This is a genomic window from Stenotrophomonas sp. STEN031, assembly GCF_056759975.1.
This window is the reverse complement of sequence record NZ_JBRREA010000028.1, coordinates 11,780-37,028: the sequence shown is the minus strand read 5'-3', so window position 1 is coordinate 37,028 and position 25,249 is coordinate 11,780. Positions and strand designations below refer to the sequence as shown.

Sequence of the window (25,249 nt, the reverse complement as noted above, 5' to 3'; positions counted from 1 at the left end):
TGTTTCCAAGGCCCCCACAACTCACCAGCGGTAGTGAGCGAAGGCCTTGTTCGCTTCCGCCATACGGTGGGTTTCTTCACGCTTCTTGATGGCGCCGCCACGGTTTTCCGAAGCGTCCAGCAGTTCAGCAGCCAGCTTGCGCGGCATGGTGTTCTCGCCGCGCTTACGCGCCGAGTCGATCAGCCAGCGCATGGCCAGGGCCATCTTGCGCGAAGCACGCACTTCGACCGGCACCTGATAGGTGGCACCACCGACGCGACGCGACTTCACTTCCACGCCCGGCGCAACGTTGTCCAGTGCCTTCTGCACCAGCTCGATTGCGTTCGGGTTCTTTTCGCTGATCACGTCCATGGCGCCATAGACGATCTTTTCAGCAACGGACTTCTTGCCGCTCAGCATCACCATGTTGATGAAGCGGGCAATGGTTTCGCTCTTGTGCTTCGGATCCGGCAGGACCGAACGCTGGGGGGTATTACCTTTACGTGACATGTCTTACTCCTCAGGCCTTCGGACGCTTGGCGCCGTACTTGGAACGCGCCTGACGACGCTTGGCAACGCCGGCGGCGTCGAGTGAGCCACGGACGGTGTGGTAACGCACACCCGGCAGATCCTTTACACGGCCGCCGCGAATCAGGACCACGGAGTGCTCCTGCAGGTTATGGCCTTCACCACCGATGTAGGAAATCACTTCTTCCTGGTTGGTCAGGCGGACCTTTGCAACCTTGCGCAGAGCCGAGTTCGGCTTCTTCGGGGTGGTGGTGTACACGCGCGTGCAGACGCCACGGCGCTGCGGGCACTTGTCGAGCGCCGGCGAGGCACTCTTGTAGGTGGTAGCTTGGCGCGGCTTGCGTACCAGCTGGTTAATCGTCGCCATCAGTAGGTTCTTCTGATTGGGGCCGTAAAAAACGGCCAGGATGCGGAAATTGTAAAGCAGGCCAAAATTTTGGCCTGCTGAGACAGACGATTGTAGCAACTTGTCAAGAGCCCAGTCAAACAAGCCCATGTCAAGCCAGCCCTGATCCAGAGCTGTTACAGGGGTATCTCCCTATTCCCCGTTCAGGTCGAACTGCCGGCCCGCGAGCGGGCCGGCCGATCTAACTACTTACTCTTCACCAGCAGCCTGTTCAGCTTCCGGTGCTGCAACTTCGGGCTCCGCGACCACGACCGGAGCGGCCAGGGTTGCGATTTCCGATTCGGTCAGGCCCGACGCGTTACGACGGCGCTGGGCATGATACGCAAGACCGGTACCCGCCGGAATCAGGCGGCCGACGATCACGTTTTCCTTCAGACCACGCAGGCCGTCGGAGGTACCGCGCACGGCAGCCTCGGTCAGCACGCGGGTGGTTTCCTGGAACGAAGCCGCCGAGATGAACGACTCGGTAGCCAGCGATGCCTTGGTGATACCCAGCAGCACCGGCTCGAAACGGGCCGGCAGCTCGTTGCGGGCGGCCAGCTTCACGTTCTCCTCGATCACGCGCTGGCGCTCGGCCTGCTCGCCATTGAGGAACTTGCTGCTGCCCTGGTCGACGATTTCCACCTTGCGCAGCATCTGGCGCGAGATCACTTCAATGTGCTTGTCGTTGATCTTCACGCCCTGCAGGCGGTAAACGTCCTGGATTTCCTTGACCAGGTAGCGGGCCAGTTCTTCCACGCCCTTCAGGCGCAGGATGTCCTGCGGGCTCGGCTCGCCGTCCACCACGGTTTCACCGCGGGTCACGTGCTCACCTTCGAACACGATGATCTGGCGGTACTTCGGAATCAGCTCTTCGTGCTCCGAACCATCGGTGTCCTTGATGATCAGGCGCTGCTTGCCCTTGGTGTCCTTGCCGAAGCTGATGATACCCGAACGCTCGGCCAGGATCGCCGGGTCCTTCGGCTTGCGGGCTTCGAACAAGTCGGCAACGCGCGGCAGACCACCGGTGATGTCGCGGGTCTTGGAGGCTTCCTGCGGGATCTTGGCAACCACGTCGCCCACGCCTACCGGCGAGCCATCCTGCAGGTTGACGATCGAGCGCGGCGGCAGCAGGTACTGTGCCGGCAGGTCGGTGCCCGGGATGGTCAGGTCATTACCCTTGCCATCGACGATGCGGACCAGCGGACGCAGATCCTTGGCCTGCGAGCCACGACGCTTCGGATCGGTGATTTCGCGCGAGGCCAGGCCGGTCAGTTCGTCGGTCTTCTCGATCACGGTCACGCCATCGATGAAGTCGATGAAGCGCACGAAACCAGCCACTTCCGACACGATCGGGTGGTTATGCGGATCCCAGTTGGCCACGGTCTGGCCAGCCTTGATTTCCGCACCGTCCTTGACGCCGATGCTGGCACCGTACGGCAGCTTGTAGCGCTCACGCTCACGGCCATGCGGGTCGAGCACGGAGATTTCACCCGAACGCGAGACCGCCACCAGCGAACCGCTGGCCTGCTCGACGTGCTTCAGGTTGGAGAACTTCACCGAACCGGTGGTCTTGACGGTGATGTTGTCGACCGCAGCCGCACGCGATGCCGCACCACCGATGTGGAACGTACGCATGGTCAGCTGGGTACCCGGCTCACCGATCGACTGTGCGGCGATGACGCCAACCGCTTCACCGATGTTGACGATGTGGCCACGGGCCAGATCGCGGCCGTAGCAGCGCGAGCAAACGCCGAACGAGGACTCACAGGTGATCGTCGAGCGGACCTTGATGGTCTGCACGCCAGCTTCTTCCAGCTTGTTCACCCACTGCTCGTCGAGCAGCGTGTTGCGGGTCACGATCGGATCTTCGTCGTTGCCCGGCAGGAACACGTCCTCGGCCACGACACGGCCCAGCACGCGGTCCTTCAACGGCTCGACGACGTCGCCGCCTTCCACGATCGGGGTCATGGTCAGGCCTTCGACGGTGCCGCAGTCGATTTCGGTGATCACCACGTCCTGTGCCACGTCGACCAGACGACGGGTCAGGTAACCCGAGTTCGCCGTCTTCAACGCGGTATCGGCCAGACCCTTACGGGCGCCGTGGGTGGAGTTGAAGTACTCCTGCACGTTCAGGCCTTCACGGAAATTCGCCTTGATGGGCGTTTCGATGATCGAGCCGTCCGGACGCGCCATCAGGCCACGCATACCGGCCAGCTGACGGATCTGCGCCTGGCTACCACGCGCACCGGAGTCGGCCATGATGTACAGCGAGTTCATCGACTTCTGGTCGACGATCTTGCCGTCGGCGTCCTCGACCTTCTCGGTACCGATGGTTTCCATCATCGCCTTGGCGATGCGCTCATTGGTGCGCGACCAGATGTCGACCACCTTGTTGTAGCGCTCGCCAGCGGTGACCAGACCGGACTGGTACTGCTCCTGGATTTCCAGCACTTCGGCTTCGGCTTCGCCGAGGATGCCCTTCTTCTCGTCCGGGATCAGCATGTCGTCGATGCCGATCGACACGCCAGCGCGGGTTGCGTAGGCATAGCCGGTGTACATCAGCTTGTCGGCGAACACCACGGTGTCCTTCAGACCCAGCAGACGGTAGCTCTGGTTGATCAGGCGCGAGATGTTCTTCTTGGTCATCTCGGTGTTGCACAGCTCGAACGGCAGGCCTTCCGGCATGATCTCGCTCAGCAGCGCACGGCCGACGGTGGTGTCGACGATCGAGGTCTTCTTGACCTTGTTGCCGTCTTCGTCACGCTCGACCTGCACGATGCGCACCTTGACGCGGGCGTGCAGTTCAACCAGACGGTTGTCATAGGCACGCTTCACTTCGTCGGTGTTGGCGAACACCATGCCCTCGCCCTGCTTGTTCACCAGCGAGCGCGCCATGTAGTACAGGCCCAACACGACGTCCTGCGACGGCACGATGATCGGCTCGCCGTTGGCCGGCGACAGGATGTTGTTGGTGGACATCATCAGCGCACGCGCTTCCAGCTGGGCTTCCAGCGAGAGCGGCACGTGGACGGCCATCTGGTCACCGTCGAAGTCGGCGTTGAATGCAGTACAGACCAGCGGATGCAGCTGGATGGCCTTGCCTTCGATCAACAGCGGTTCGAACGCCTGGATGCCCAGACGGTGCAGGGTCGGCGCACGGTTCAGCAGCACCGGATGTTCGCGGATGACTTCTTCCAGGACGTCCCAGACTTCGCCTTCTTCGCGCTCAACCAGCTTCTTGGCCGCCTTGATGGTGGTAGCCAGGCCACGACGCTGCAGCTTGGCGAACACGAACGGCTTGAACAGCTCCAGCGCCATCTTCTTCGGCAGGCCGCACTGGTGCAGCTTCAGGTACGGACCCACGGTGATCACCGAACGGCCCGAGTAATCGACGCGCTTGCCCAGCAGGTTCTGACGGAAGCGACCCTGCTTGCCCTTGATCATGTCGGCCAGCGACTTGAGCGGGCGCTTGTTGGTGCCGGTGATGGCACGGCCGCGGCGGCCGTTGTCCAACAGGGCGTCAACCGATTCCTGCAGCATGCGCTTTTCGTTGCGCACGATGATGTCCGGAGCGTTGAGCTCCAGCAGGCGGCGCAGACGGTTGTTACGGTTGATGACGCGGCGGTACAGGTCGTTCAGATCCGAGGTCGCGAAGCGGCCACCGTCCAGCGGAACCAGCGGGCGCAGGTCCGGCGGCAGCACCGGCAGCACGGTCATCACCATCCACTCCGGGCGGTTGCCCGACTCGAGGAAGGCTTCGACCAGCTTGATGCGCTTGGTCAGACGCTTGAGCTTGGTTTCCGAACCGGTCGAGGCGATTTCCTCGCGCAGGCGGACCATTTCGGCCTGCAGGTCGATGGTGCGCAGCAGTTCGTAGACGGCCTCGGCGCCCATGGCGGCGTCGAAGTCATCGCCGTGTTCCTGGCGTGCCTGCAGGTACTGTTCTTCGGTCAGCAGCTGGCGGCGCTCCAGGGCGGTCAGGCCCGGCTCGGTCACCACGTAGGCTTCGAAGTACAGCACGCGCTCGATGTCACGCAGGGTCATGTCCAGCATCAGGCCGATGCGCGACGGCAGCGACTTGAGGAACCAGATGTGCGCGACCGGCGATGCCAGGTCGATGTGGCCCATGCGCTCGCGGCGCACCTTGGCCAGGGTGACTTCAGTGCCGCACTTTTCGCAGACGACGCCGCGGTGCTTCATGCGCTTGTACTTGCCGCACAGGCACTCGTAGTCCTTCACCGGGCCAAAGATGGCGGCGCAGAACAGGCCGTCACGCTCCGGCTTGAAGGTACGGTAGTTGATGGTTTCCGGCTTCTTCACTTCGCCGAAGGACCACGAACGGATCAGGTCCGGCGAGGCCAGCGCGATCTTGATCGCGTCGAAGTCCAGCGTCTGGCGCTGCTGGTTGAAGAGGTTGAGCAGGTCTTTCATGGTGTTCTCCGAAAGGAGGAAATCTGTGTCTATGGGCTGTCGGTCACTGCTGGCGGGTCTGCTGCATCACTGCAGCAGCGCCTGCGCGATCAGTTGTCTTCCAGTTCCATGTTGATGGCCAGCGAGCGGATTTCCTTCACCAAAACGTTGAAGGATTCCGGCATGCCCGCAACCATCTCGTGCTCACCGTCGACGATGTTCTTGTACATCTGGTTACGGCCCTGTACGTCATCGGACTTCACCGTCAGCATTTCCTGCAGGGTGTAGGCCGCGCCGTAGGCTTCCAGTGCCCAGACTTCCATTTCACCGAAGCGCTGGCCACCGAACTGCGCCTTGCCGCCCAGCGGCTGCTGGGTAACGAGCGAGTACGGACCGGTCGAACGGGCGTGCATCTTGTCGTCGACCAGGTGGTTCAGCTTCAGGTAGTGCATGTAGCCGACGGTGGTCTTGCGGTCGAAGGCTTCGCCGGTGCGGCCGTCATACAGCTGCATCTGCGTCTTGCTGGCGTTGAAGCCCAGGCGTGCGGTTTCCGGTGCTTCATCCGGGTAGGCCAGATTCAGCATTTCGCGGATTTCTTCTTCCGCCGCGCCATCGAACACCGGGGTTGCCATCGGCACGCCGTCGGTCAGGTTCTTGGCCAGGTTGATCAGCTCTTCGTCGCTGAACTGCGACAGGTCCACGCGCTGCTCGGCAACGGCCGAGTCATGGTTGTAGATCTTGCCCAGGAACTCACGCAGCTCGCTGACCGCACGCTGCTGTTCCAGCATGCCCTGGATGCGCTTGCCCAGGCCCTTTGCGGCCCAGCCCAGGTGCACTTCCAGAATCTGGCCGATGTTCATACGCGACGGCACGCCCAGCGGGTTCAAGCAGATGTCCACGGTGTTGCCGTCAGCCATGTACGGCATGTCCTCGACCGGCACCACGTTGGAGACCACACCCTTGTTACCGTGGCGGCCTGCCATCTTGTCACCCGGCTGGATGCGACGCTTCACGGCCAGGAACACCTTGACCATCTTCAGCACGCCCGGTGCCAGATCGTCGCCCTGGGTGATCTTGCCGCGCTTGTCGGCGAAGCGACGCTCGAATTCCTTCTCGTGTGCCTGGATCTGCATCTGGGCACGCTCGATGGCTTCGGAGGCGTCCTCGTCCTTCATGCGCAGGGTGAACCAGTCGGACTTCTTCAGGCCGTCCAGGAACGCGTCGGTGATCACGTCACCCTTCTTCAGGTTGGCGCCGCCGTTGGCAACCTTGCCCACGATCTGCGAACGCAGACGGGCGTAGATGGCGCCTTCCAGGATGCGGAACTGGTCGTCGAAGTCCTTCTTGACGCGCTTGATCTCGTTTTCCTCGATCTGGCGCGCACGCTTGTCCTTCTCGATACCGTCGCGGGTGAAGACCTGCACGTCGATGACGGTGCCGTCCATGCCCGGCGGAACGCGCAGCGAGCTGTCCTTAACGTCCGAAGCCTTCTCGCCGAAGATCGCGCGCAGCAGCTTCTCTTCCGGGGTCAGCTGGCTCTCGCCCTTCGGCGTCACCTTGCCAACCATGATGTCGCCGGCGCGCACTTCGGCACCGATGTACACCACGCCGGATTCGTCCAGACGGTTCAGCGCCTGCTCGGACACGTTCGGGATGTCGGCGGAAATTTCCTCCGGCCCCAGCTTGGTGTCACGTGCAACGCAGGTCAGTTCTTCGATGTGGATCGTGGTGTAACGATCTTCCTCGACCACACGCTCGGACAGCAGGATGGAGTCTTCGAAGTTGTAGCCGTTCCACGGCATGAAGGCGATCAGCATGTTCTGACCCAGCGCCAGTTCACCGATGTCGGTGGACGGGCCATCGGCCAACACGTCGCCGCGCGCGATCACGTCACCCACGTTCACCAGCGGACGCTGGTTGATGCAGGTGTTCTGGTTCGAACGGGTGTACTTGATCAGGTTGTAGATATCCACGCCGGCATCGGCCGGATCGGTGATCTCGTTTTCGTTGGCCTTGACCACGATGCGGCCGGCGTCGATCTGCACGATCTGGCCACCACGCAGGGCATTCACGGTCACACCCGAGTCACGCGCCACGGCGCGTTCGATACCGGTACCCACCAGCGGCTTCTGCGCACGCAGGGTCGGCACGGCCTGGCGCTGCATGTTGGCGCCCATCAGTGCACGGTTTGCGTCATCGTGCTCCAGGAACGGAACCAGCGCGGCAGCGACCGACACGGTCTGCATCGGCGAGACGTCCATGAAGTGGACTTCTGCCGGCGGCTTGAGCAGCGATTCACCCTGGAAGCGGCACGGTACGAACTGCTCGGTGAGCATGTTCTTGGCATCGGTCAGGGCATTGGCCTGGGCGATGACGTACTCGTTTTCTTCGATGGCCGACAGGAACTCGATCTCGTCGGAGACCTTGCCGTCGTGCACCTTGCGGTACGGGGTTTCCAGGAAGCCGTACTTGTTGGTGCGGGCGAACACGGCCAGCGAGTTGATCAGGCCGATGTTCGGGCCTTCCGGCGTTTCGATGGTGCAGACGCGGCCGTAATGGGTCGGGTGCACGTCGCGCACTTCGAAGCCAGCGCGTTCGCGGGTCAGGCCGCCCGGGCCCAGGGCCGAGACGCGACGCTTGTGCGTCACTTCCGACAGCGGGTTGTTCTGGTCCATGAACTGCGACAGCTGCGAGGAGCCGAAGAATTCCTTGATGGCAGCAGCAACCGGCTTGGCGTTGATCAGCTCCTGCGGAGTCAAGCCTTCCGACTCGGCCATCGACAGGCGCTCCTTGACCGCGCGCTCGACGCGGACCAGGCCCACGCGGAACACGTTTTCGGCCATTTCACCGACCGAACGCACGCGACGGTTGCCCAGGTGATCGATGTCATCGACCACGCCGCGACCGTTGCGGATCTCGGTCAGCACCTTGATCACGTCAAGGATGTCCGAACCTTCGCCGTGCGCGGCGACCAGGCGCTTGGATTCCTCGTCGTTACGCTCGCCGAAGTACTTGCGGTCATACAGCACCGACTCACCGGTGACTTCCTTGCGGCCGACACGACGGTTGAACTTCATGCGGCCAACCGTGGACAGGTCGTAGCGCTCGAAGGTGAAGAACAGGTTGTGGAACAGGTTCTGCGCGGCGTCCTTGGTCGGCGGCTCGCCCGGACGCATCATGCGGTAGATTTCGACCAGCGCTTCGAGCTGGGTCTTGGTGCCGTCGATGCGCAGGGTGTTGGACAGGTACGGGCCACGATCCAGGTCGTTCACCCACAGCGTGCCCACTGCATCAACGCCCGCCTTGCGGAAGTTCTGCAGCTGCTCGTCGCTGATTTCGTCGTTGGCCTGGGCCAGCAGTTCACCGGTGTTGGCATCGACCACGTCGTGCGACAGGATGCGGCCGACGATGTAATCGTCCGGCACGGCCAGGGCGGCAATGCCCGAGGCCTGCAGCTGCTTGATGTGGCGCGCGGTGATGCGCTTGCCGGCTTCCACGATGACCTTGTCGCCGTCAGCCAGGTCGAAGTTCAGCGTTTCGCCACGCAGACGCTCCGGCACCAGCTCCAGCTGCACGCCTTCGTCCGGGTTGATGTGGAAGGTGTTGACCTCGAAGAACTCGGCCAGCATCTCTTCGTTGTTGTAGCCCAGCGCACGCAGCAGCACCGACACCGGCAGCTTGCGGCGACGGTCGATACGGGTGAACAGCGCGTCCTTCGGGTCGAACTCGAAGTCCAGCCAGGAACCGCGGTACGGAATGATGCGGGCGCTGTACAGCAGCTTGCCCGAGCTGTGGGTCTTGCCACGGTCGTGGTCGAAGAACACGCCCGGCGAACGGTGCAGCTGCGACACGATGACGCGCTCGGTACCGTTGACGATGAAGGTGCCGTTGTCGGTCATCAGCGGGATTTCGCCCAGATAGACCTCCTGCTCCTTCACGTACTTGATCGCCTTGGTGGACGATTCGCGGTCGTAGATGACCAGACGCACGGTGACGCGCAGCGGTGCGCCGTAGCTCATGCCACGCTGGCGGCACTCGCGCTCGTCAAACACCGGGTCACCCAGCTTGTAACCGACGTATTCCAGGGCAGCATTGCCGCTGTAGCTGGAAATCGGGAACACCGACTTCAGCGCAGCATGCAGGCCGTGGTCGGAGCGCTTGGCCGGGTCGACGTTTTCCTGCAGGAATTCGCGGTACGAATCCACCTGGATGGCGAGCAGGAACGGCACTTCGAGGATCGAGCGCTGCTTGCCGAAATCTTTGCGGATGCGCTTTTTTTCGGTGTACGAATAGGACGTCATGAGGTCTTCCACCTTGTTGTGCGAGCCGTGCGTCCACGACCCGTAGGGAAATCTTGAAATTGTCAGTTGGAAGTCGCTGGTATTGCCGGCACCAGCACGCCTTCTATTGCTACTTCCAACTGCCAACTCGCTTGTATCGGCTGCGGGTCACCCCATCGTCTGGAGCACAGCGCCTGACACTTGCCACGTTGGTCTTTCTATTGCATGCCGGACCAGGCCCGTCAGTTGTTGCTTGCCGAGCATGGCTCGGCACTACATCGAGCCGGGCCCTGCCCTACCCCGCTGCAACCAGGCACGCCCGGCATTACAACGGTTTGAAACGACCAAAGGCCGGAGGCTTTACGCCCCCAGCCTTGGCTGCATCGCCGTGAATCGATGACGATGCAAGAACTGATTACTTCAGCTCGACGGTCGCGCCGGCGGCTTCCAGTTCCTTCTTGAACTTGTCGGCGTCTTCCTTCGAAGCGCCTTCCTTCACGACGCCACCGGCTTCAGCCAGATCCTTCGCTTCCTTCAGGCCCAGGCCGGTGATGGCGCGGACGGCCTTAATCACTTCAACCTTCTTCGCGCCGGCATCCTTCAGGATGACGTTGAATTCGGTCTGCTCTTCAACAACAGCAGCCGGGCCAGCAGCAGCAACTGCAACCGGGGCAGCAGCCGACACGCCGAACTTCTCTTCGATGGCCTTGACCAGCTCCATCACTTCCATCAGGGACTTTTCGGCGATTGCGTCGACGATCTGATCGTTGGTAAGGGACATTTTGATTACCTTTTGAAAATATTCTGGATTGAGGTTCCTTGCGGAACCACGGGGACGTCGAACTTAGACGGCTTCAGCTTCAGCGGCCGGCGCTGCAGCTTCCGCTGCGCCACCTTCCTGCTTCTCACCGATAGCCTTGACGGCGCGGGCGAACATGGTGACCGGCTCGGTCAGGACGCGGGCCAGCATGGCCAGGGCCTGATCACGGGTCGGCAACGATGCCAGCACTTCGACGTGGCTGGCCGGGAAGATTTCCCCACCGATTGCCACGACTTTTGCCTTCAGCTTGTCGTTACCCTTGGCGGCTTCCTTGATCAGGCGACCGGCTGCGCCGGGCTCCTCAAGCGAGAACGCATACAGCAGCGGACCAACCATCTGGTCTTTTGCAACTGCGAAATCGGTGCCTTCAACGGCGCGCGAGGCCAGCGTGTTCTTGACAACCTTCAAGAAAACACCGGTTTCGCGAGCCTGCTTACGCATCGCGGTCATCTGAGCGACCGTGGTGCCAGCGTATTCGGCTGCGATCAAGGAGTGGGCCTTGGCGGCGACGTCTGCCAGCTCGGCGACTACTTCTTGCTTCTGGGACAGATTGAGAGCCATTGCACTCCTCCGTTTAAGCTGGGATTGGTGATTCGGGATCCGGGATTGGCAAGAGCGGCAATGCCACTGCTGCAGGCCTCCCTGGCCGAACCTCAACACCCTGCTTCAAACATATTCCGCTTACGGCTCCTAGCCGTGTGCGGTCCTGGGCGGCATCCGTCCTGGACGCCGGGAACATCGGGTGATGCTCCGGTGGTGGCCGTTCTAGAGCTGGAGTGCAAACCCGGGCAAACCCGGACGTACGTGAACCAGAAAAATCCAGAAGGGCGGCACCATCTACGCAGGGTGATCCGAGGACGAATCGATTAAGCGATCTCGCTGTGCCGGCGGCGACTCCTTGCCAAATCGAGCTTCCGTGCCCGTCGCCGGTATGCGCTGACCGCGCCTGCGGTCTTTGACGGCTCCACGCAGGCAAACCTGCGCGACGCCTTCAAAAGTCAGCATCACCGTTGCCGGTGACGCTGGTGTTTCTTGTTGCCCCCAAGCCCAAGAGCTTCAGAGCGATCCCCGCCTTCGCGGGGATGACGTGCCGGCAAAGCCGTGCGCGCTATGCGCGCACGGGCCGGTACGTCACTTCAGGGTCAGCGAGGACTGATCAACAGTCACGCCCGGGCCCATCGTCGAGCTGACCGACACCTTCTGCAGGTACAGGCCCTTCGAGGTGGCCGGCTTGGCCTTGATCAGGTCAACCAGCAGTGCCTGCAGGTTCGACTGCAGCGCGCCGTTTTCGAAGCTGGCCTTGCCGATGGTGCAGTGGATGATGCCGGCCTTGTCAGTGCGGTAACGCACCTGACCCGACTTGGCATTCTTGACGGCTTCGCCCGGGTTGGCCGAGACGGTGCCGACCTTCGGGTTCGGCATCAGGCCACGCGGGCCCAGCAGGGTGCCCAGCTTACCGACAACGCGCATTGCGTCCGGGGTCGCAATGACGACGTCATAGTTCAGATCGCCGGCCTGCATCTTCTCGGCCAGGTCGTCCATGCCAACGGCTTCGGCGCCAGCGGCCAGGGCTTCGTCAGCCTTGGCACCGGCCGGAGCAAACACGGCCACGCGGACCGACTTGCCGGTACCGGCCGGCAGCACGGTGGAACCGCGCACCTGCTGGTCGGACTTCTTGGCATCCACGCCCAGGCGCACAGCAACGTCGATCGACTCGACGAACTTGGCCTTGGTGGCGGTCTTCAGGATGTTGATTGCGTCCTCGAAGGCGTATGCCTTGCCCGGGACGACGGCGGCCTTGATGGCCTTCTCACGCTTGGTCTGTGCCATCAGATTAACCCTCCACCACCAGGCCCATGGAACGGGCAGAGCCCGCGATCGTACGCACGGCGGCGTCCAGGCTGGCAGCCGTCAGGTCCGGCTCCTTCGCCTTGCAGATTTCTTCCAGCTGCGCGCGCGTCACCTTGCCCACCTTGTCGGTGTTCGGCTTCTTCGAACCCGAAGAAATGCCAGCAGCCTTCTTGAGCAGCACGGTAGCCGGGGTGCTCTTGGTGATGAAGGTGAAGGTACGGTCCGAATAGGCCGTGATGATGACCGGCACCGGAATACCCGGCTCCAGCTTCTGCGTGGCGGCATTGAACGCCTTGCAGAATTCCATGATGTTCAGGCCGCGCTGACCCAGCGCAGGACCGACCGGCGGCGAGGGGTTGGCCTGACCAGCCTTCACCTGCAGCTTGATGTAACCGACAACTTTCTTTGCCATTAGAGTGCTCTCCGGGTGCTAGCGCCTTTCGACAACAGGCTCCCCATCGGACCGGGAATCACGCGTCCCGGCATCGCGTTGTGAAATCGCACCAAAGGCCACCTCGCGGCAGCCCTTGATTTACCCCCTCAGCGGGGAGCAGAAAATTGTAGCAGCTTTTTACGACGCCACCTGAACAGGTGGCGCGCTGCCGCTTAGATCGCCTTTTCGACCTGGCCGAACTCGAGCTCGACCGGGGTAGCACGACCGAAGATCAGCACCGAGACGCGCAGACGGCTCTTCTCGTAATTGACCTCTTCAACAACACCATTGAAGTCGTTGAACGGACCTTCCGTGACACGAACCATCTGACCCGGCTCGAACAACACCTTCGGACGCGGCTTCTCGACGCCTTCCTGAACGCGATTCAGGATGGCCGCAGCCTCGCTGTCCTGGATCGGCAGCGGGCGATCAGCCGTGCCGCCAATGAAACCCATGACCTTCGGGGTTTCCTTGACCAAGTGCCAGCTTTCGTTATCGATGCGCGGGATACCGGCTTCTTCATGGGTCTCGATCTGTACCAGCACGTAACCCGGGAAGAACTTGCGTTCGGAGCGGCGCTTCTGGCCGGCGCGCATTTCCACCACTTCTTCAGTGGGGACCAGCACGTCGCCGAAAAGCTCCTGCATCTCGTCACGCGCAATGCGATCACGCAATGCCTGCGCAACCGACTTCTCAAAACCTGAATAGGCGTGAACGACGTACCAACGCTTCACAGATATCTCCTTAACGACCCAAGAACCACTGGGTCAGCTTCTGGATCACGAAATCGAAACCACCCAACAGCAGGCTCAACACGATCACCACCACAACCACCACCCACGTCATGCGGATGGCTTCCTGGCGGGTCGGCCACACAACCTTGCGCAGCTCGAAACGGGACTCAGAAAGGAATTCGATTGTCTGACGACCCTTCGTGGTCAGCATGAATACTGCACCACCGGCGACCAGACCCAGAACCACTGCCAACGCACGCCACTGAGTACCCCAGGCACCCAGTTGAGCGGCGCGCGGCTGATCGGCGAACCAGAACCAGACAAACAGACCCGCCAGCACCAACAGCGCAGCGCCGACGTACTTGACGATATCACCACCGGAAGCGGCGGACTTGGAATGTTCGATCTTGCTGTTCATCCGACTCTTGTTGCTGGTGCGACCAAGGTCACTGGATAGAGAATTGCAAGTGGCACGCCAGGAGGGACTCGAACCCCCAACCTGCGGTTTTGGAGACCGCTGCTCTGCCAATTGAGCTACTGGCGTATGACTTGACTGTTACACACCGCCTTAGACGGCGAAGGCGGACCGAGTTACCCGGCCCGCCAACCGCGCAACCAACAGCATGCACTGCTGGCGCTACAAACTATTACGCGATGATCTTTGCAACCACGCCGGCGCCGACGGTACGGCCGCCTTCGCGGATAGCGAAGCGCAGACCTTCGTCCATTGCCACCGGGTTGATCAGGGTGACAACCATCTTCACGTTGTCGCCCGGCATCACCATCTCGACGCCTTCCGGCAGCTCAACCGCACCGGTGATGTCGGTGGTACGGAAGTAGAACTGCGGACGGTAGCCCTTGAAGAACGGGGTGTGACGGCCGCCTTCGTCCTTCGACAGAACGTAGACTTCGGCTTCGAACTGGGTGTGCGGCTTGATCGAACCCGGCTTGGCCAGAACCTGGCCACGCTCGACGTCGTCACGCTTGGTGCCGCGCAGCAGCAGACCGGCGTTGTCACCTGCCTGACCCTGGTCCAGCAGCTTGCGGAACATTTCCACGCCGGTGACGGTGGTCTTCTGGACCGGACGGATACCGACGATTTCGATTTCTTCGCCGACCTTGATCACGCCGCGCTCGATACGACCGGTCACCACGGTGCCGCGGCCCGAGATCGAGAACACGTCTTCCACCGGCATCAGGAACGGCTTGTCGACGTCACGCTCCGGGGTCGGGATCCAGCTGTCCAGTGCATCGACCAGCTTCAGGATGGCCGGCACGCCGATGTCGCTCTGGTCGCCTTCCAGCGCCATACGAGCCGAACCGTGCACGATCGGGGTGTCGTCGCCCGGGAAGTCGTACTTGGAGAGCAGCTCGCGCACTTCCATTTCGACCAGTTCCAGCAGCTCGGCATCGTCAACCATGTCAGCCTTGTTCAGGAACACGACGATGTACGGCACGCCGACCTGACGCGACAGCAGGATGTGCTCGCGGGTCTGCGGCATCGGGCCGTCAGCGGCCGAGCAGACCAGGATCGCGCCGTCCATCTGGGCGGCACCGGTGATCATGTTCTTGACGTAGTCAGCATGGCCCGGGCAATCCACGTGGGCGTAGTGACGGGTCTCGGATTCGTACTCAACGTGCGCGGTCGAGATCGTGATACCACGTGCCTTTTCTTCCGGCGCGGCGTCGATCGAGGAGTAATCCTTGAACTCGCCACCGAAGCGCTCTGCACCGATCTTGGTCAGTGCGGCGGTCAGCGTGGTCTTGCCATGATCGACGTGGCCGATGGTGCCGACGTTGACGTGCGGCTTGGTACGCTCGAACTTACCCTTGGACATGGCTGCTTCTTCTCGGTAACAGGTTGGTTATGCACTATCGGCAAGATGGTGCTCACGAAAGGAATCGAACCTTCGACCTCCTCCTTACCAAGGAGGTGCTCTACCGACTGAGCTACGTGAGCGAATTGTCTATTATGCCGTGTTTTTTCGTTTCGTTCAATGGAGCGGGAGACGGGAATCGAACCCGCACCATTAGCTTGGAAGGCTAAGGTTCTACCGTTGAACTACTCCCGCACCGGGAAAACACGTCACAACATAAAACTGGTGGAGGGAGGTGGATTCGAACCACCGAAGGCGTAAGCCAGCAGATTTACAGTCTGCCCCCGTTGGCCGCTTGGGTATCCCTCCATTCCACTCCCTTGTCGAGGACCGCGGCCTTGCCGGTCAGGGGTGGGTGAGCTCGCTATTTTGGTGATCAGCGCCGATGCTGTCAACAGAAATCTTCACATTCGGTGAAATTTCTTTTTCGGCATCGGCGGCGCCGATCACTCGCCGGGCATCTTAATCTTTTCGTCGGCAAAAATCGCCACGTGCGGCACACCATCGGCACCAATCCAACCGCGGTACATGCCCTCGGTGTTGAACGGCGTAGCCGCCTTGCCATCGGCGGACAACACGATGCCGCCGCCATCACCTCCGAGCTCGGGCACGCGTTTGACGATGACCTCTTCGCCGGCCTGCGCAGGTGTTTCCTGCAAGTACTTCATGCGTGCACATATCTCATGCGCGACGGACAGGCGGATGTAGTACTCACCCCAGCCGGTACCCGAGACCGCACACTGGTCGTTCGCATAGGTACCGGCACCGATGATCGGTGAATCACCAACACGTCCGTAGCGCTTGTTGGTCATGCCGCCCGTGGACGTGCCGGCAGCGAGCTTGCCCTGGCTATCCAACGCGACCGCGCCAACGGTACCGAAATGCTTGGCGGTTTCCAGGTCGGCGTGCGCCTGCCCCGCCGCCTCTTCCTTCAAGGCACGCTGCAACTGCTCCCAGCGCTTCTCGGTGCGGAAGTAGGACGGATCCACCAGCTCGATCTTCTGCTCGGCGGCGAACAGCTCCGCGCCCTGCCCCACCATCATCACGTGCGGCGAATGCTCCATCACCGCCCGCGACAGGAGGATCGGGTTTTTCACGGTATGTACGCCCGCAACCGCACCGGCGCGCAGGGTGGCGCCATCCATCAACGAGGCATCCAGCTCATTCTTGCCATCATGGGTGAACACTGCGCCACGCCCCGCATTGAACGTCGGGTCGTTCTCCAGCACGGTGATCGCCGCGGTTACCGCATCCAGCGCCGGCTTGCCGGCCACCAGGGCCCGATGCCCCTGGCGCAGCGCCTCGGTCAACGCCGCACGTGCGGCACGCTCTTCCGCTGCACTGAAGTCCTTGCGCTCCACGCCCGCCCCGCCATGGATGACCAGCAGGGGAGAAACCTCCGCTGCGACTGCAGCTCCCGAAGACAGCGACGCCAGGCCCAGCAGTACTGCAGAAGTCAGCTTCATGTTTCTTCACTCCCGAATGGAAGCTCGATTCTAGGCAGGTGCCAGCCAGTCTGAACAGTCACCGCAGTACCAACCGCTGCTTTTCCGACGCGCGCCGGGGCGGGCCGCCAACACGCCCGGGAGCGGCCGCGTCACAGGCAACAAAAAAGAGGCCGAAGCCCCCTTTGCACATCAATCGCGCGGTCAGTTGGGATGGAGCTCCAATTCACCGTCCACGACACTGGCCATCGCGGTAAAGGCGGCATTGTCCACCTTGAAACCGTCCAGATGCAGGCGGCTGCCCGCGCCCACGCCCGTGACCGGAATCGAACTGAATTCCAACGGCTCACCATTGCTCAGGCGATCAGCCGTGCGCCGCGGCATCACCAGCCATGCATAACCATCGACCAGCGAGTACACCCGGCCACGCCCATCGGCCTCGACGCACAACGCGGTGTCCTCGTCCACGCCGATACCGACGATGTCGTCCTGACCCTTGTCCTGGGCGGCGCGGGCGACAAACACAATCAGGCGACCAAGGCGGTCGCGCTTGGCGAAATGGGTGTCGGTCACCACGTTCGACAGATAGGGCATGGTCAGGAAATCCTTGTCCATGGTGACTTCACTGCCCATCGGGTCGTTCAATGCGGACGGCGAATTGACGCTGCCACCGTCCAGCGCGCCGTAGGCATAGCCACCAAGAATGGCCAGACCGGCACTGGTGCCGCCGATCGGCTTGCCTGCACGCACATGATCGTTGAGCGCGGCGTTGAGCGCGGTGCCCTTCCAGAAGCGGATGTAACGCGACTGGTCACCGCCGGCAATGAAGATGGCATCGGCGCCACGCACCACACGCAGCACGGCCGGATCATCCGCCGCCTTGCGGCTGTCGAACACCAGCGTCTGCACCGCGGTGACGCCGCCGATGTCGTAATACAGCTCCTTCTGCATGTTGTCGTCGCCGGAGGCGCGCAGGATCACCACGCGGCCGTGCCCAGCCCGTTCGACCCACCAGTGGAAGGCCTCCGGCACCCAGTCACCGCCACCCATCAGCATCATCGCCGCCTCGGTCTTGCCGGGGCGCGGGGCATCAAGGTCACCTACTTCGTAGTAGCGGTAGCCAGCGGCACTGATGCCGCGCGAATCCTGGGCATGGAGCACACCGGCTGCCGCGATCGCCGCAACCATCAGGACTACTCGCCCCAGCCAGGAGCTCTTACGTTTCATAGCGTCTTCTACCTGATCCATGTAACCGCTTACAGGTGTAATGCCAGACTTTCCGGCAGTGGTCAAGCGTGTAAAAAAGGTGTTAGATGACGCGACCCCATTCACATTACAGACAGGGTCGGCCGGCACCTTCGCGATGCCGACGGGACAAATCCAGAGCACTTTTCATCAGAGAGCTGATTCATGCGTAAGCACGCAATGGTGTGTTCAATCCAACTGGCCCTGCTGTCGATGGCCGCCCCTGCCCTGGCACAGAACGCTGCCGAAGGCCAACCGCAACAACTCGATACCGTGCAGGTCACCGGCTCTCGCATTCCGCGCGCCCAGGTCGAAGGCCCGGCGCCGGTCACCGTGGTGACGGCCGAGGAAATCAAGTCCGCCGGCTTCACCAGCGTGCCGGACGTACTCCGCGCCATGACCCAGAACGGCGGCGAAACGCAGAGCCAGCAGTCCTCCAGCGGCGCGGACTTCTCGCCGGGCGCGCAGCAGGTTGACCTGCGTGGCCTCGGCCCGAACCACACCCTGGTATTGGTCAACGGCCGCCGCATCGCCGACTTCCCGATGCCGTTCAAGGGCCGCAGCAACTTCACCGACATCTCCAATATTCCGCTGGGCATGATCGAGCGGATCGAGGTACTGACCGGCAGCGCATCGGCCATCTACGGCTCCGACGCGATCTCCGGCGTGGTCAATTTCATCCTCAAGAAGCATGCCGATGGCACCACCGTCGACGCCCGCATGGGCATCACCAGCGAGGGCGGCGGCGAATCGTTCGACATCAGCCTGGTAAGCGGTTTCGAGAAGGGCCGCTTCAGCGGCATCTACAGCGTGGAGCTGCAGTCGCAGACGCCGCTGTGGGCCTATGAGCGCGATATCCAGGACTCCACCAAGGATGGCCCGACTGCTGCCGCACAGGCGCCGCGCCGCGGCTTCCTGCGCACCGACTGGTATGACGACTACATCGACCCGGGCCAGGCAACCTGCGATGCGCTGTCTGCGCAGAATGGCGGCACCACCTACTACGGTTACCGCCCGCGATACGGCTACTACTGCGGCAGCGACGAGGCCATCGGCTACGGCACCATCATCAGCAAGCGCCGCGGCGTGAACGGTTATGCGTCGATGAGCTACGCCTTCGACAACGGCAGCGAATGGTTCGCCGATGTACAGATGGGTTACCACGACGTATCGATGTTCCGCGACGTTACCGCGTGGAGCCACATGGCCGCCGATGGCAACGAGGAAGGCTATTTCTACAACCAGGCCAGCGAGCAGGTGGAGTTCTGGCAGCGCCAGTTCACCCCCGAGGAAATCGGCGGACTGAGCCGCAACATGATCGAGACCACGCAGAAGACTTTTGGCGTGACCACCGGCTTCAAGGGCAGCTGGGCCGACAGCTGGGATTACGAAGCAGCACTGAGCTATTCGCAGTACCGCGCCAAGATCAGCTGGCCGCAGATCGTCGCCGCCAAGGCCAATGCACTGTTCCTTGGTCCGCAGCTGGGCGAGGACGATGATGGCTTCCCGATCTACAACGCCGATCCGGAACGCCTGTATCGCCCGCTCAGCCGCAGCGAGTACGACTCCATCGCTGCGCGCTCGGTCTACACGCCCAAGTCCGAAACCGGCACCTTGTCGCTGACGGTCAGCAAGGGCGACCTGTTCACCCTGCCCGGCGGCGACGCCGGTTTCGCCGGCACGGTCGAGCTCGGCCGCCAGTCCTATTCGCTGAATCCCGATCCGCTGGCCACGCAGTACTACTACTACAGCTGGAAGGACTCGGACGGCAAGGGCAGCCGCAATCGCTGGGCCGGTGCAGCCGAGTTGCGCATGCCGCTGCACGACACCTTGAACTGGAGCGTGGCTGGACGTTATGACCAGTACCGCTACTCGGGCAACAGCATCGGCAAGGCCACCTGGAGCACCGGCCTGGAATGGCGCCCGATCGACTCGCTGCTGGTCCGCGGCTCCTACGGCACCGCCTTCCGCGCGCCCGACCTGCACTATGTCTACGCCGGCATCGGCAATGACGAGACCAGCGGCGTCGACTGGTACAACTATGCACTGGACAACGGCGATGACCCCGAAGAGTACAGCGAGGGCCTGATCCGCACCCGCGAAGGCAACCGCAACCTCGACCCTGAAACCAGCACCTCCTGGACGGCCGGCTTCGTCTGGTCACCGGTCAATGGCCTGGATATCTCGGCTGACTGGTTCAACATCGACATGCGTGACCAGGTCCAGGACATGAGCGTGGACCAGATCCTGCGCGACGAGGCGGCATGCCGGCTCGGCGACAAGGACATGAGCTCGCCCACCTGCGTGGACGCTGTTTCACGCGTGACCCGCAACTCCAACGGCTCGCTCTACGGTATCTACGTCAATCCGATCAACGTCGCCAAGGAGTCCACCGAAGGCGTGGACGTTGGTGTGCGCTACCGCCTGCAGACCGGCATTGGCCAGTTCACCTTCAGCGGCACCCACACCTGGGTGAAGAAGCACGACTTCCAGCAGTACGCCGGCGATGAGGTCAAGGATCAGTTCGCGGTCAATAGCGGCTTCGACATCCCGCGTACCAAGACCAGTGCCAGCATCAGCTGGGAGAAGGATGCCTGGGCGGCCACCGTCTATGGCCAGCGCCTGGGCAAGCTGCCCAACAGCTGGTCCTATGACCAGGTGTGGGAAGACGGCGACCCGGGTCCGTTCATCCGTGCCACCTATCGCTACAACGCATCGCTGCAGTACCGCTTCGACGAACATTCACGCCTGACCCTGTCGGTGGTGAATCTGTTCAACAAGATGCCGCCGAAGGATCCGACCTACACCGCGTATCCGTACTACGACATCTCCTGGTTCGACAGCGTTGGTCGCCAGATCAACCTGCAGTACACCCACAAGTTCGGTGGGGCCGGGTTGTAATCCCCACATCGCCACGCCGTTCCGCAACAAGGCCCGCCACTGGCGGGCCTTGTTGTTCGTGCGGCTTGCGCCCGTCCGGCTTCAGCTGCCAGCAGAAGCTGGAGCGCATCGCGGCCAGGCAGGCACAACGGCAATTCTTCTCCACAGCCGCTGTGTGCAATGGATGGAGAAGGCTGTGGACAACCGCCTGCAGGCCTTGCGCTGCAAGGCTTTCAAAATGGCGGTGAATTTTTCGCCACTGCACTACAACGAAGGCGTGCGGCTTTTTTTGTGGGAGCGGCGTAAGCCGCGAAGCAGGCACATCATCAGGTGGCGCAGTCTCCGGGGACTGCAGGAATGCCAGCTTCGCGGCTGACGCCGCTCCTGCAAGCAGCCACCCGGCTTATCGGGTTCTCCACAAGCGCTGTGCGCAATGGCTGGAGAAGGTTGTGGACAACCGTCTACAGGCCTTGCGCTGCAAGGCCTTCAAAATTCTGGTGAATTTTTAGCCAACGCACTACAACAACGGCATGCGGCTTTTTTGTAGGAGCGGCGTAAGCCGCGAAGCACGCAGATCATCGGGTGGCGCAGTCTCCCGGCGCTGCAGGAATGCCAGCTTCGCGGCTTACGTCGCTCCTGCAAGCAACTCTGCTATGCCGAGTAATTCTCCACAGCCGCTGTGTGCAATGGATGGAGAAGACTGTGGACAACCGCCCGCAGGCCTTGCGCTGCAAGGCTTTCAAATTCATGGCGAAATATTGGCCAGGCTACAAACCGCAGATACGACAAGGCCCCGCAATGCGGGGCCTTGTGGCTGCAGCAACGTCGCGAAGGATCAGACGTTGAAGCGGAAGTGCAGCACGTCGCCTTCCTTGACGATGTAGTCCTTGCCTTCCAGGCGCAGGCGGCCGGCTTCCTTGGCGCCCTGCTCACCCTTGAGGTTGATGAAATCGTCGTAGGCGATGGTTTCGGCACGGATGAAGCCACGCTCGAAGTCGGTGTGGATCACGCCGGCAGCCTGCGGGGCGGTGGAGCCCGCGCGCAGCTGCCATGCGCGGACTTCCTTCACACCTGCGGTGAAATAGGTCTGCAGGCCGAGCAGCTTGTAACCGGCGCGGATCACGCGGTTCAGACCCGGCTCGTCCAGGCCGAGGTCCTTGAGGAACTCGTCGCGGTCGGCGTCTTCCAGCTGCGCCAGTTCTTCCTCGATCGCCGCACACACCGGCACCACCTCGGCGCCTTCGGCTTCGGCACGCGCGCGCACCGCATCCAGGTGCGGGTTGTTCTCGAAACCATCCTCGGCCACGTTGGCGATGTACATCAGCGGCTTGAGGGTGATCAGGAACATGTCGCGGATCAGTGCCCTCTCATCAGCATCAAGGCCAGCCGAACGTGCCGACTTGCCCTGATCCAGCGTCGATGCCAGCTTTTCCAGCACCGGCTTGCGGGCCAGCGCGTCCTTGTCATTGGCCTTGGCCGCGCGGGTGGCGCGATCCAGTGCCTTCAGCACCGATTCCAGGTCGGCCAGCGCCAGCTCGGTATCGATGGTTTCGATGTCGGCGATCGGGTCGACCTTGTTGGCGACGTGGATGACGTTACCGTCCTCGAAGCAACGCACCACGTGGGCGATGGCGTCGGTCTCGCGGATGTGGGCCAGGAACTTGTTGCCCAGGCCTTCACCCTTGGACGCACCGGCGACCAGGCCGGCGATGTCGACGAACTCCATCGTGGTCGGGATCACCCGCTCGGGCTTGACGATGGCTGCCAGCGCCTCAAGGCGCGGATCCGGCACAGGCACCACGCCGGTGTTCGGCTCGATCGTGCAGAACGGGAAGTTGGCCGCAGCGATACCCGCCTTGGTCAGCGCATTGAACAGGGTCGACTTGCCGACGTTGGGCAGACCGACGATGCCGCATTTGATACCCATGGTGCTGTCCCTCGGGAATGGAGAATCGGGAATGGAGAATTGGAAAGCACGCAGCCTTCCGATTCCCCATTCCCCATTCCCTACTTCCCGTTGGTGTGTAGACGCTTCATTGCTTCGCTGTAATCGCCAGCTACCGCCAACGGCATCACGTCGATGGCCGCATCGATGGCCTGTGCCATCAGCACAGCGTCCTCCGGCGACGGACGGCCCAGCACCCAGCCCACCACGCGGTCCTTGTGACCGGGATGACCAATGCCAAGACGCAGGCGATGGAACTTGCCATGACCGAGCAGGCGGATGGTGTCACGCAAGCCATTCTGACCACCGTGGCCGCCGTCGAACTTGAGCCGGGCCACGCCGGGCGGCATGTCCAGTTCGTCGTGTGCAAGCAGGGTCTGTTCCGGCTCGATCTTCCAGAACCGCTGCGCGGCGGTGACCGATTTGCCAGACAGGTTCATATAGGTCGCCGGCTTCAACAGCCATACCGGCTGCCCGGCAATCTCGACCTTGGCGACTTCGCCAAACAATTTGCTTTCCAGCGCCCAGCGCGCGCCCTGCCGCTCTGCCAGGGCCTCAACGAAATGAAACCCGGCATTGTGCCGGGTCCGGGCGTGTTCGGGTCCGGGGTTGCCCAGACCAACGATCAATCGCAAGCCAGTCATCTGTCAGATACACCTGCTGCGCCCGCCCCGAAGAGCGGGCGCAACATCGCCGATTACTCGGCTGCTGCTTCTTCTGCAGCGGCGGTCTTGGCGATGACAACGGCGTCGTCATGGCCCTTGCCCAGCTTCAGTGCCGGGATTTCCACGCCGGCCGGCAGCTTCAGGCCCGACAGGTAGATGATGTCGCCAGCCTTCAGCTCGCCCAGGTCGACTTCGATCGACTGCGGCAGGTCCTTCGGCAAGCAGGCAATCGCCACTTCCTTCAGTTCGTGGGTGACCAGCACGTCGGCGGACTTGCCAGCCGGCGAGGTGTCTTCGTTGATGAAGGTCAGCGGCACCGAAGCGTGCAGCACTTCATTCTCGTTCACGCGCTGGAAATCCAGGTGCATGACCAGCTGCTTGTACGGGTGACGCTGCATGTCACGCAGCAGCACCTTGTGCAGGGTGCCGTCGAGGTTCAGGTCGATGATCGACGAGTAGAACCAATCGTTGAACTGGGCCAGCCAGATTTCGTTGTGGTTGAACTGGACCTTCACCGGCTCCTTGTCACCACCGTAAACGATGCCCGGGACCACGCCTTCGTGACGCAGGCGGCGGCTCGCACCCTGACCTTGCACGTCACGACGAGCGACTTTGATTTCGTGAGACTTTGCCATTGTTGACTACTCTAGGTTGTTGCACCGCCTCGCGGCGCTGCGTAGAGACTCTTCCGCGACCAGAAGAGCCTGATGTGATCCCCGGCGAACCGGGGACCGGATGCATCAATCCACGTACATCGAGCTGACCGACTCACCGAAAGCGATGCGGCGCATCGTCTCGGCCAGCATTTCGGCCACGCTGATCTGGCGGATCTTGGGACAGACGCGGGCCACTTCGGAAAGCGGGATCGTGTCGGTCACCACCAGCTCGTCGAGCTGGGAGTTGTTCAAATTGTCCACGGCCGGGCCCGAGAGCACAGCGTGGGTGCAGTACGCTGCGACCTTCAGTGCACCGCGCGCCTTGAGGGCAGCAGCGGCAGCACACAGGGTGCCGGCGGTGTCGACGATGTCGTCGACCATGACGCAGGTCTTGCCTTCGACGTCACCGATGATGTTCATCACGGTGGCGACGTTGGCACGCGGACGGCGCTTGTCGATGATGGCCAGGTCGGCATCATCCAGGCGCTTTGCCACGGCGCGGGCGCGCACCACGCCGCCTACGTCCGGGCTGACCACGATCAGGTTGTCGGTGCCGTAGACGCGCCAGATGTCCGCCAGCAGCAGCGGCGAGGCATAGACGTTGTCGACCGGCATGTCGAAGAAACCCTGGATCTGATCGGCGTGCAGGTCGACCGTGAGGATCTGGTCGGTGTGCACGGCCGAGAACATTTTTGCTGCAACCTTGGCGGTGATCGGCACGCGCGAGGAGCGCATGCGGCGATCCTGGCGGGCGTAACCGAAGTACGGCACCACCGCGGTGACGGAGGCGGCGCTCGCGCGCTTGAGCGCGTCGATGATCACCAGCAGCTCCATCAGGTTCTCCGCACTCGGAGCACCGGTGGGCTGAACGACGAAAACGTCCTGCTTGCGCACGTTCTCCTGGATCTCGACCTGTACTTCACCGTCGGAGAACTTGGAAACCAGCGCCTTGCCTGGTCTTACCCCGAGTTCCTTGCAGATGCTCTGTGCAAGAGGTTTGTTGGCATTGCCGGAAAAGACCAGCAGGTTCGGGGAATCTTGCATGACAGCTCTCTCGGGCGTGGGCGAGTAGCGAAGGAAACGTGGTTACTGCAGCGATGGCGCGTGTATGTC

At 62.1% G+C, this 25,249-nt stretch carries 19 protein-coding genes and 4 tRNA genes; 2 read left to right on the top strand and 21 right to left on the bottom strand.

Annotated features, from left to right (window positions below; all coding sequences use genetic code 11):
* Positions 1-21 precede the first annotated feature (21 nt).
* From rpsG to ACVOLQ_RS13400, 17 genes are all read right to left on the bottom strand, one after another.
* The gene (rpsG, locus tag ACVOLQ_RS13480) at positions 22-489 is read right to left on the bottom strand and encodes a 30S ribosomal protein S7 (RefSeq protein WP_057630019.1); all 468 of its coding nucleotides are present in this window, start codon (positions 487-489) and stop codon (positions 22-24) included.
* Positions 490-499: 10 nt separating this feature from the next.
* The gene (gene rpsL, locus ACVOLQ_RS13475) at positions 500-874 is read right to left on the bottom strand and encodes a 30S ribosomal protein S12 (protein ID WP_004145320.1); all 375 of its coding nucleotides are present in this window, start codon (positions 872-874) and stop codon (positions 500-502) included.
* A gap of 228 nt (positions 875-1,102) precedes the next feature.
* Complete coding sequence (rpoC, locus tag ACVOLQ_RS13470; RefSeq protein ID WP_481528350.1) at positions 1,103-5,326, bottom strand: DNA-directed RNA polymerase subunit beta'; 4,224 nt, start codon at positions 5,324-5,326, stop codon at positions 1,103-1,105.
* An 89-nt stretch (positions 5,327-5,415) separates the two neighbouring features.
* Positions 5,416-9,606 carry a DNA-directed RNA polymerase subunit beta gene (gene rpoB, locus ACVOLQ_RS13465; protein ID WP_481528349.1) on the bottom strand — a complete coding sequence of 1,397 codons (4,191 nt, stop codon included), beginning with the start codon at positions 9,604-9,606 and terminating at the stop codon, positions 5,416-5,418.
* A 394-nt stretch (positions 9,607-10,000) separates the two neighbouring features.
* Entirely contained in the window at positions 10,001-10,366 is a 366-nt protein-coding gene (gene rplL / locus ACVOLQ_RS13460) for a 50S ribosomal protein L7/L12 (protein ID WP_303749025.1), read from the bottom strand.
* Between the two features lie 63 nt (positions 10,367-10,429).
* Positions 10,430-10,966, bottom strand: a complete 537-nt coding sequence (gene rplJ / locus ACVOLQ_RS13455) for a 50S ribosomal protein L10 (RefSeq protein ID WP_481528348.1) — start codon at positions 10,964-10,966, stop codon at positions 10,430-10,432.
* 570 nt (positions 10,967-11,536) lie between these two features.
* A complete protein-coding gene (rplA, locus tag ACVOLQ_RS13450; RefSeq protein ID WP_313495898.1) occupies positions 11,537-12,235 on the bottom strand; it encodes a 50S ribosomal protein L1 in 699 nt (232 codons plus the stop codon).
* A 4-nt stretch (positions 12,236-12,239) separates the two neighbouring features.
* On the bottom strand, positions 12,240-12,668 hold the full coding sequence (rplK, locus tag ACVOLQ_RS13445) for a 50S ribosomal protein L11 (RefSeq protein WP_313495895.1): 429 nt from the start codon (positions 12,666-12,668) through the stop codon (positions 12,240-12,242).
* A gap of 194 nt (positions 12,669-12,862) precedes the next feature.
* Complete coding sequence (gene nusG / locus ACVOLQ_RS13440) at positions 12,863-13,423, bottom strand: transcription termination/antitermination protein NusG (protein ID WP_057630031.1); 561 nt, start codon at positions 13,421-13,423, stop codon at positions 12,863-12,865.
* 10 nt (positions 13,424-13,433) lie between these two features.
* A complete protein-coding gene (secE, locus tag ACVOLQ_RS13435) occupies positions 13,434-13,841 on the bottom strand; it encodes a preprotein translocase subunit SecE (RefSeq protein WP_481528347.1) in 408 nt (135 codons plus the stop codon).
* A 50-nt stretch (positions 13,842-13,891) separates the two neighbouring features.
* Positions 13,892-13,967 (bottom strand) — tRNA-Trp (locus tag ACVOLQ_RS13430).
* A 103-nt stretch (positions 13,968-14,070) separates the two neighbouring features.
* The gene (gene tuf / locus ACVOLQ_RS13425) at positions 14,071-15,261 is read right to left on the bottom strand and encodes an elongation factor Tu (RefSeq protein WP_313174233.1); all 1,191 of its coding nucleotides are present in this window, start codon (positions 15,259-15,261) and stop codon (positions 14,071-14,073) included.
* 46 nt (positions 15,262-15,307) lie between these two features.
* Positions 15,308-15,383: transfer RNA gene (locus ACVOLQ_RS13420), tRNA-Thr, on the bottom strand.
* Positions 15,384-15,421: 38 nt separating this feature from the next.
* Positions 15,422-15,495, bottom strand: a tRNA-Gly gene (locus ACVOLQ_RS13415).
* Positions 15,496-15,523: 28 nt separating this feature from the next.
* Positions 15,524-15,609 (bottom strand) — tRNA-Tyr (locus ACVOLQ_RS13410).
* A 137-nt stretch (positions 15,610-15,746) separates the two neighbouring features.
* The gene (locus tag ACVOLQ_RS13405; RefSeq protein ID WP_313174231.1) at positions 15,747-16,766 is read right to left on the bottom strand and encodes an isoaspartyl peptidase/L-asparaginase family protein; all 1,020 of its coding nucleotides are present in this window, start codon (positions 16,764-16,766) and stop codon (positions 15,747-15,749) included.
* Between the two features lie 183 nt (positions 16,767-16,949).
* The gene (locus tag ACVOLQ_RS13400; protein WP_481528346.1) at positions 16,950-17,993 is read right to left on the bottom strand and encodes a cyanophycinase; all 1,044 of its coding nucleotides are present in this window, start codon (positions 17,991-17,993) and stop codon (positions 16,950-16,952) included.
* Positions 17,994-18,155: 162 nt separating this feature from the next.
* Here ACVOLQ_RS13400 and ACVOLQ_RS13395 point away from each other — a divergent pair, with 162 nt between their 5' ends.
* Both ACVOLQ_RS13395 and ACVOLQ_RS13390 read left to right on the top strand, forming a co-directional pair.
* Entirely contained in the window at positions 18,156-20,891 is a 2,736-nt protein-coding gene (locus tag ACVOLQ_RS13395) for a TonB-dependent receptor plug domain-containing protein (protein ID WP_481528345.1), read from the top strand.
* A 175-nt stretch (positions 20,892-21,066) separates the two neighbouring features.
* Positions 21,067-21,246, top strand: a complete 180-nt coding sequence (locus tag ACVOLQ_RS13390) for a hypothetical protein (protein WP_481528344.1) — start codon at positions 21,067-21,069, stop codon at positions 21,244-21,246.
* Positions 21,247-21,705: 459 nt separating this feature from the next.
* On the opposite strand, the gene ychF is transcribed toward ACVOLQ_RS13390, so the two are convergent.
* The 4 genes from ychF to ACVOLQ_RS13370 form a co-directional block, all read right to left on the bottom strand.
* The gene (gene ychF / locus ACVOLQ_RS13385) at positions 21,706-22,797 is read right to left on the bottom strand and encodes a redox-regulated ATPase YchF (protein ID WP_481528343.1); all 1,092 of its coding nucleotides are present in this window, start codon (positions 22,795-22,797) and stop codon (positions 21,706-21,708) included.
* Positions 22,798-22,877: 80 nt separating this feature from the next.
* A complete protein-coding gene (pth, locus tag ACVOLQ_RS13380; protein WP_481528342.1) occupies positions 22,878-23,459 on the bottom strand; it encodes an aminoacyl-tRNA hydrolase in 582 nt (193 codons plus the stop codon).
* Between the two features lie 53 nt (positions 23,460-23,512).
* Complete coding sequence (locus ACVOLQ_RS13375; RefSeq protein ID WP_313174223.1) at positions 23,513-24,115, bottom strand: 50S ribosomal protein L25/general stress protein Ctc; 603 nt, start codon at positions 24,113-24,115, stop codon at positions 23,513-23,515.
* A 105-nt stretch (positions 24,116-24,220) separates the two neighbouring features.
* Entirely contained in the window at positions 24,221-25,180 is a 960-nt protein-coding gene (locus tag ACVOLQ_RS13370; RefSeq protein ID WP_282267136.1) for a ribose-phosphate diphosphokinase, read from the bottom strand.
* Positions 25,181-25,249: the final 69 nt, after the last annotated feature.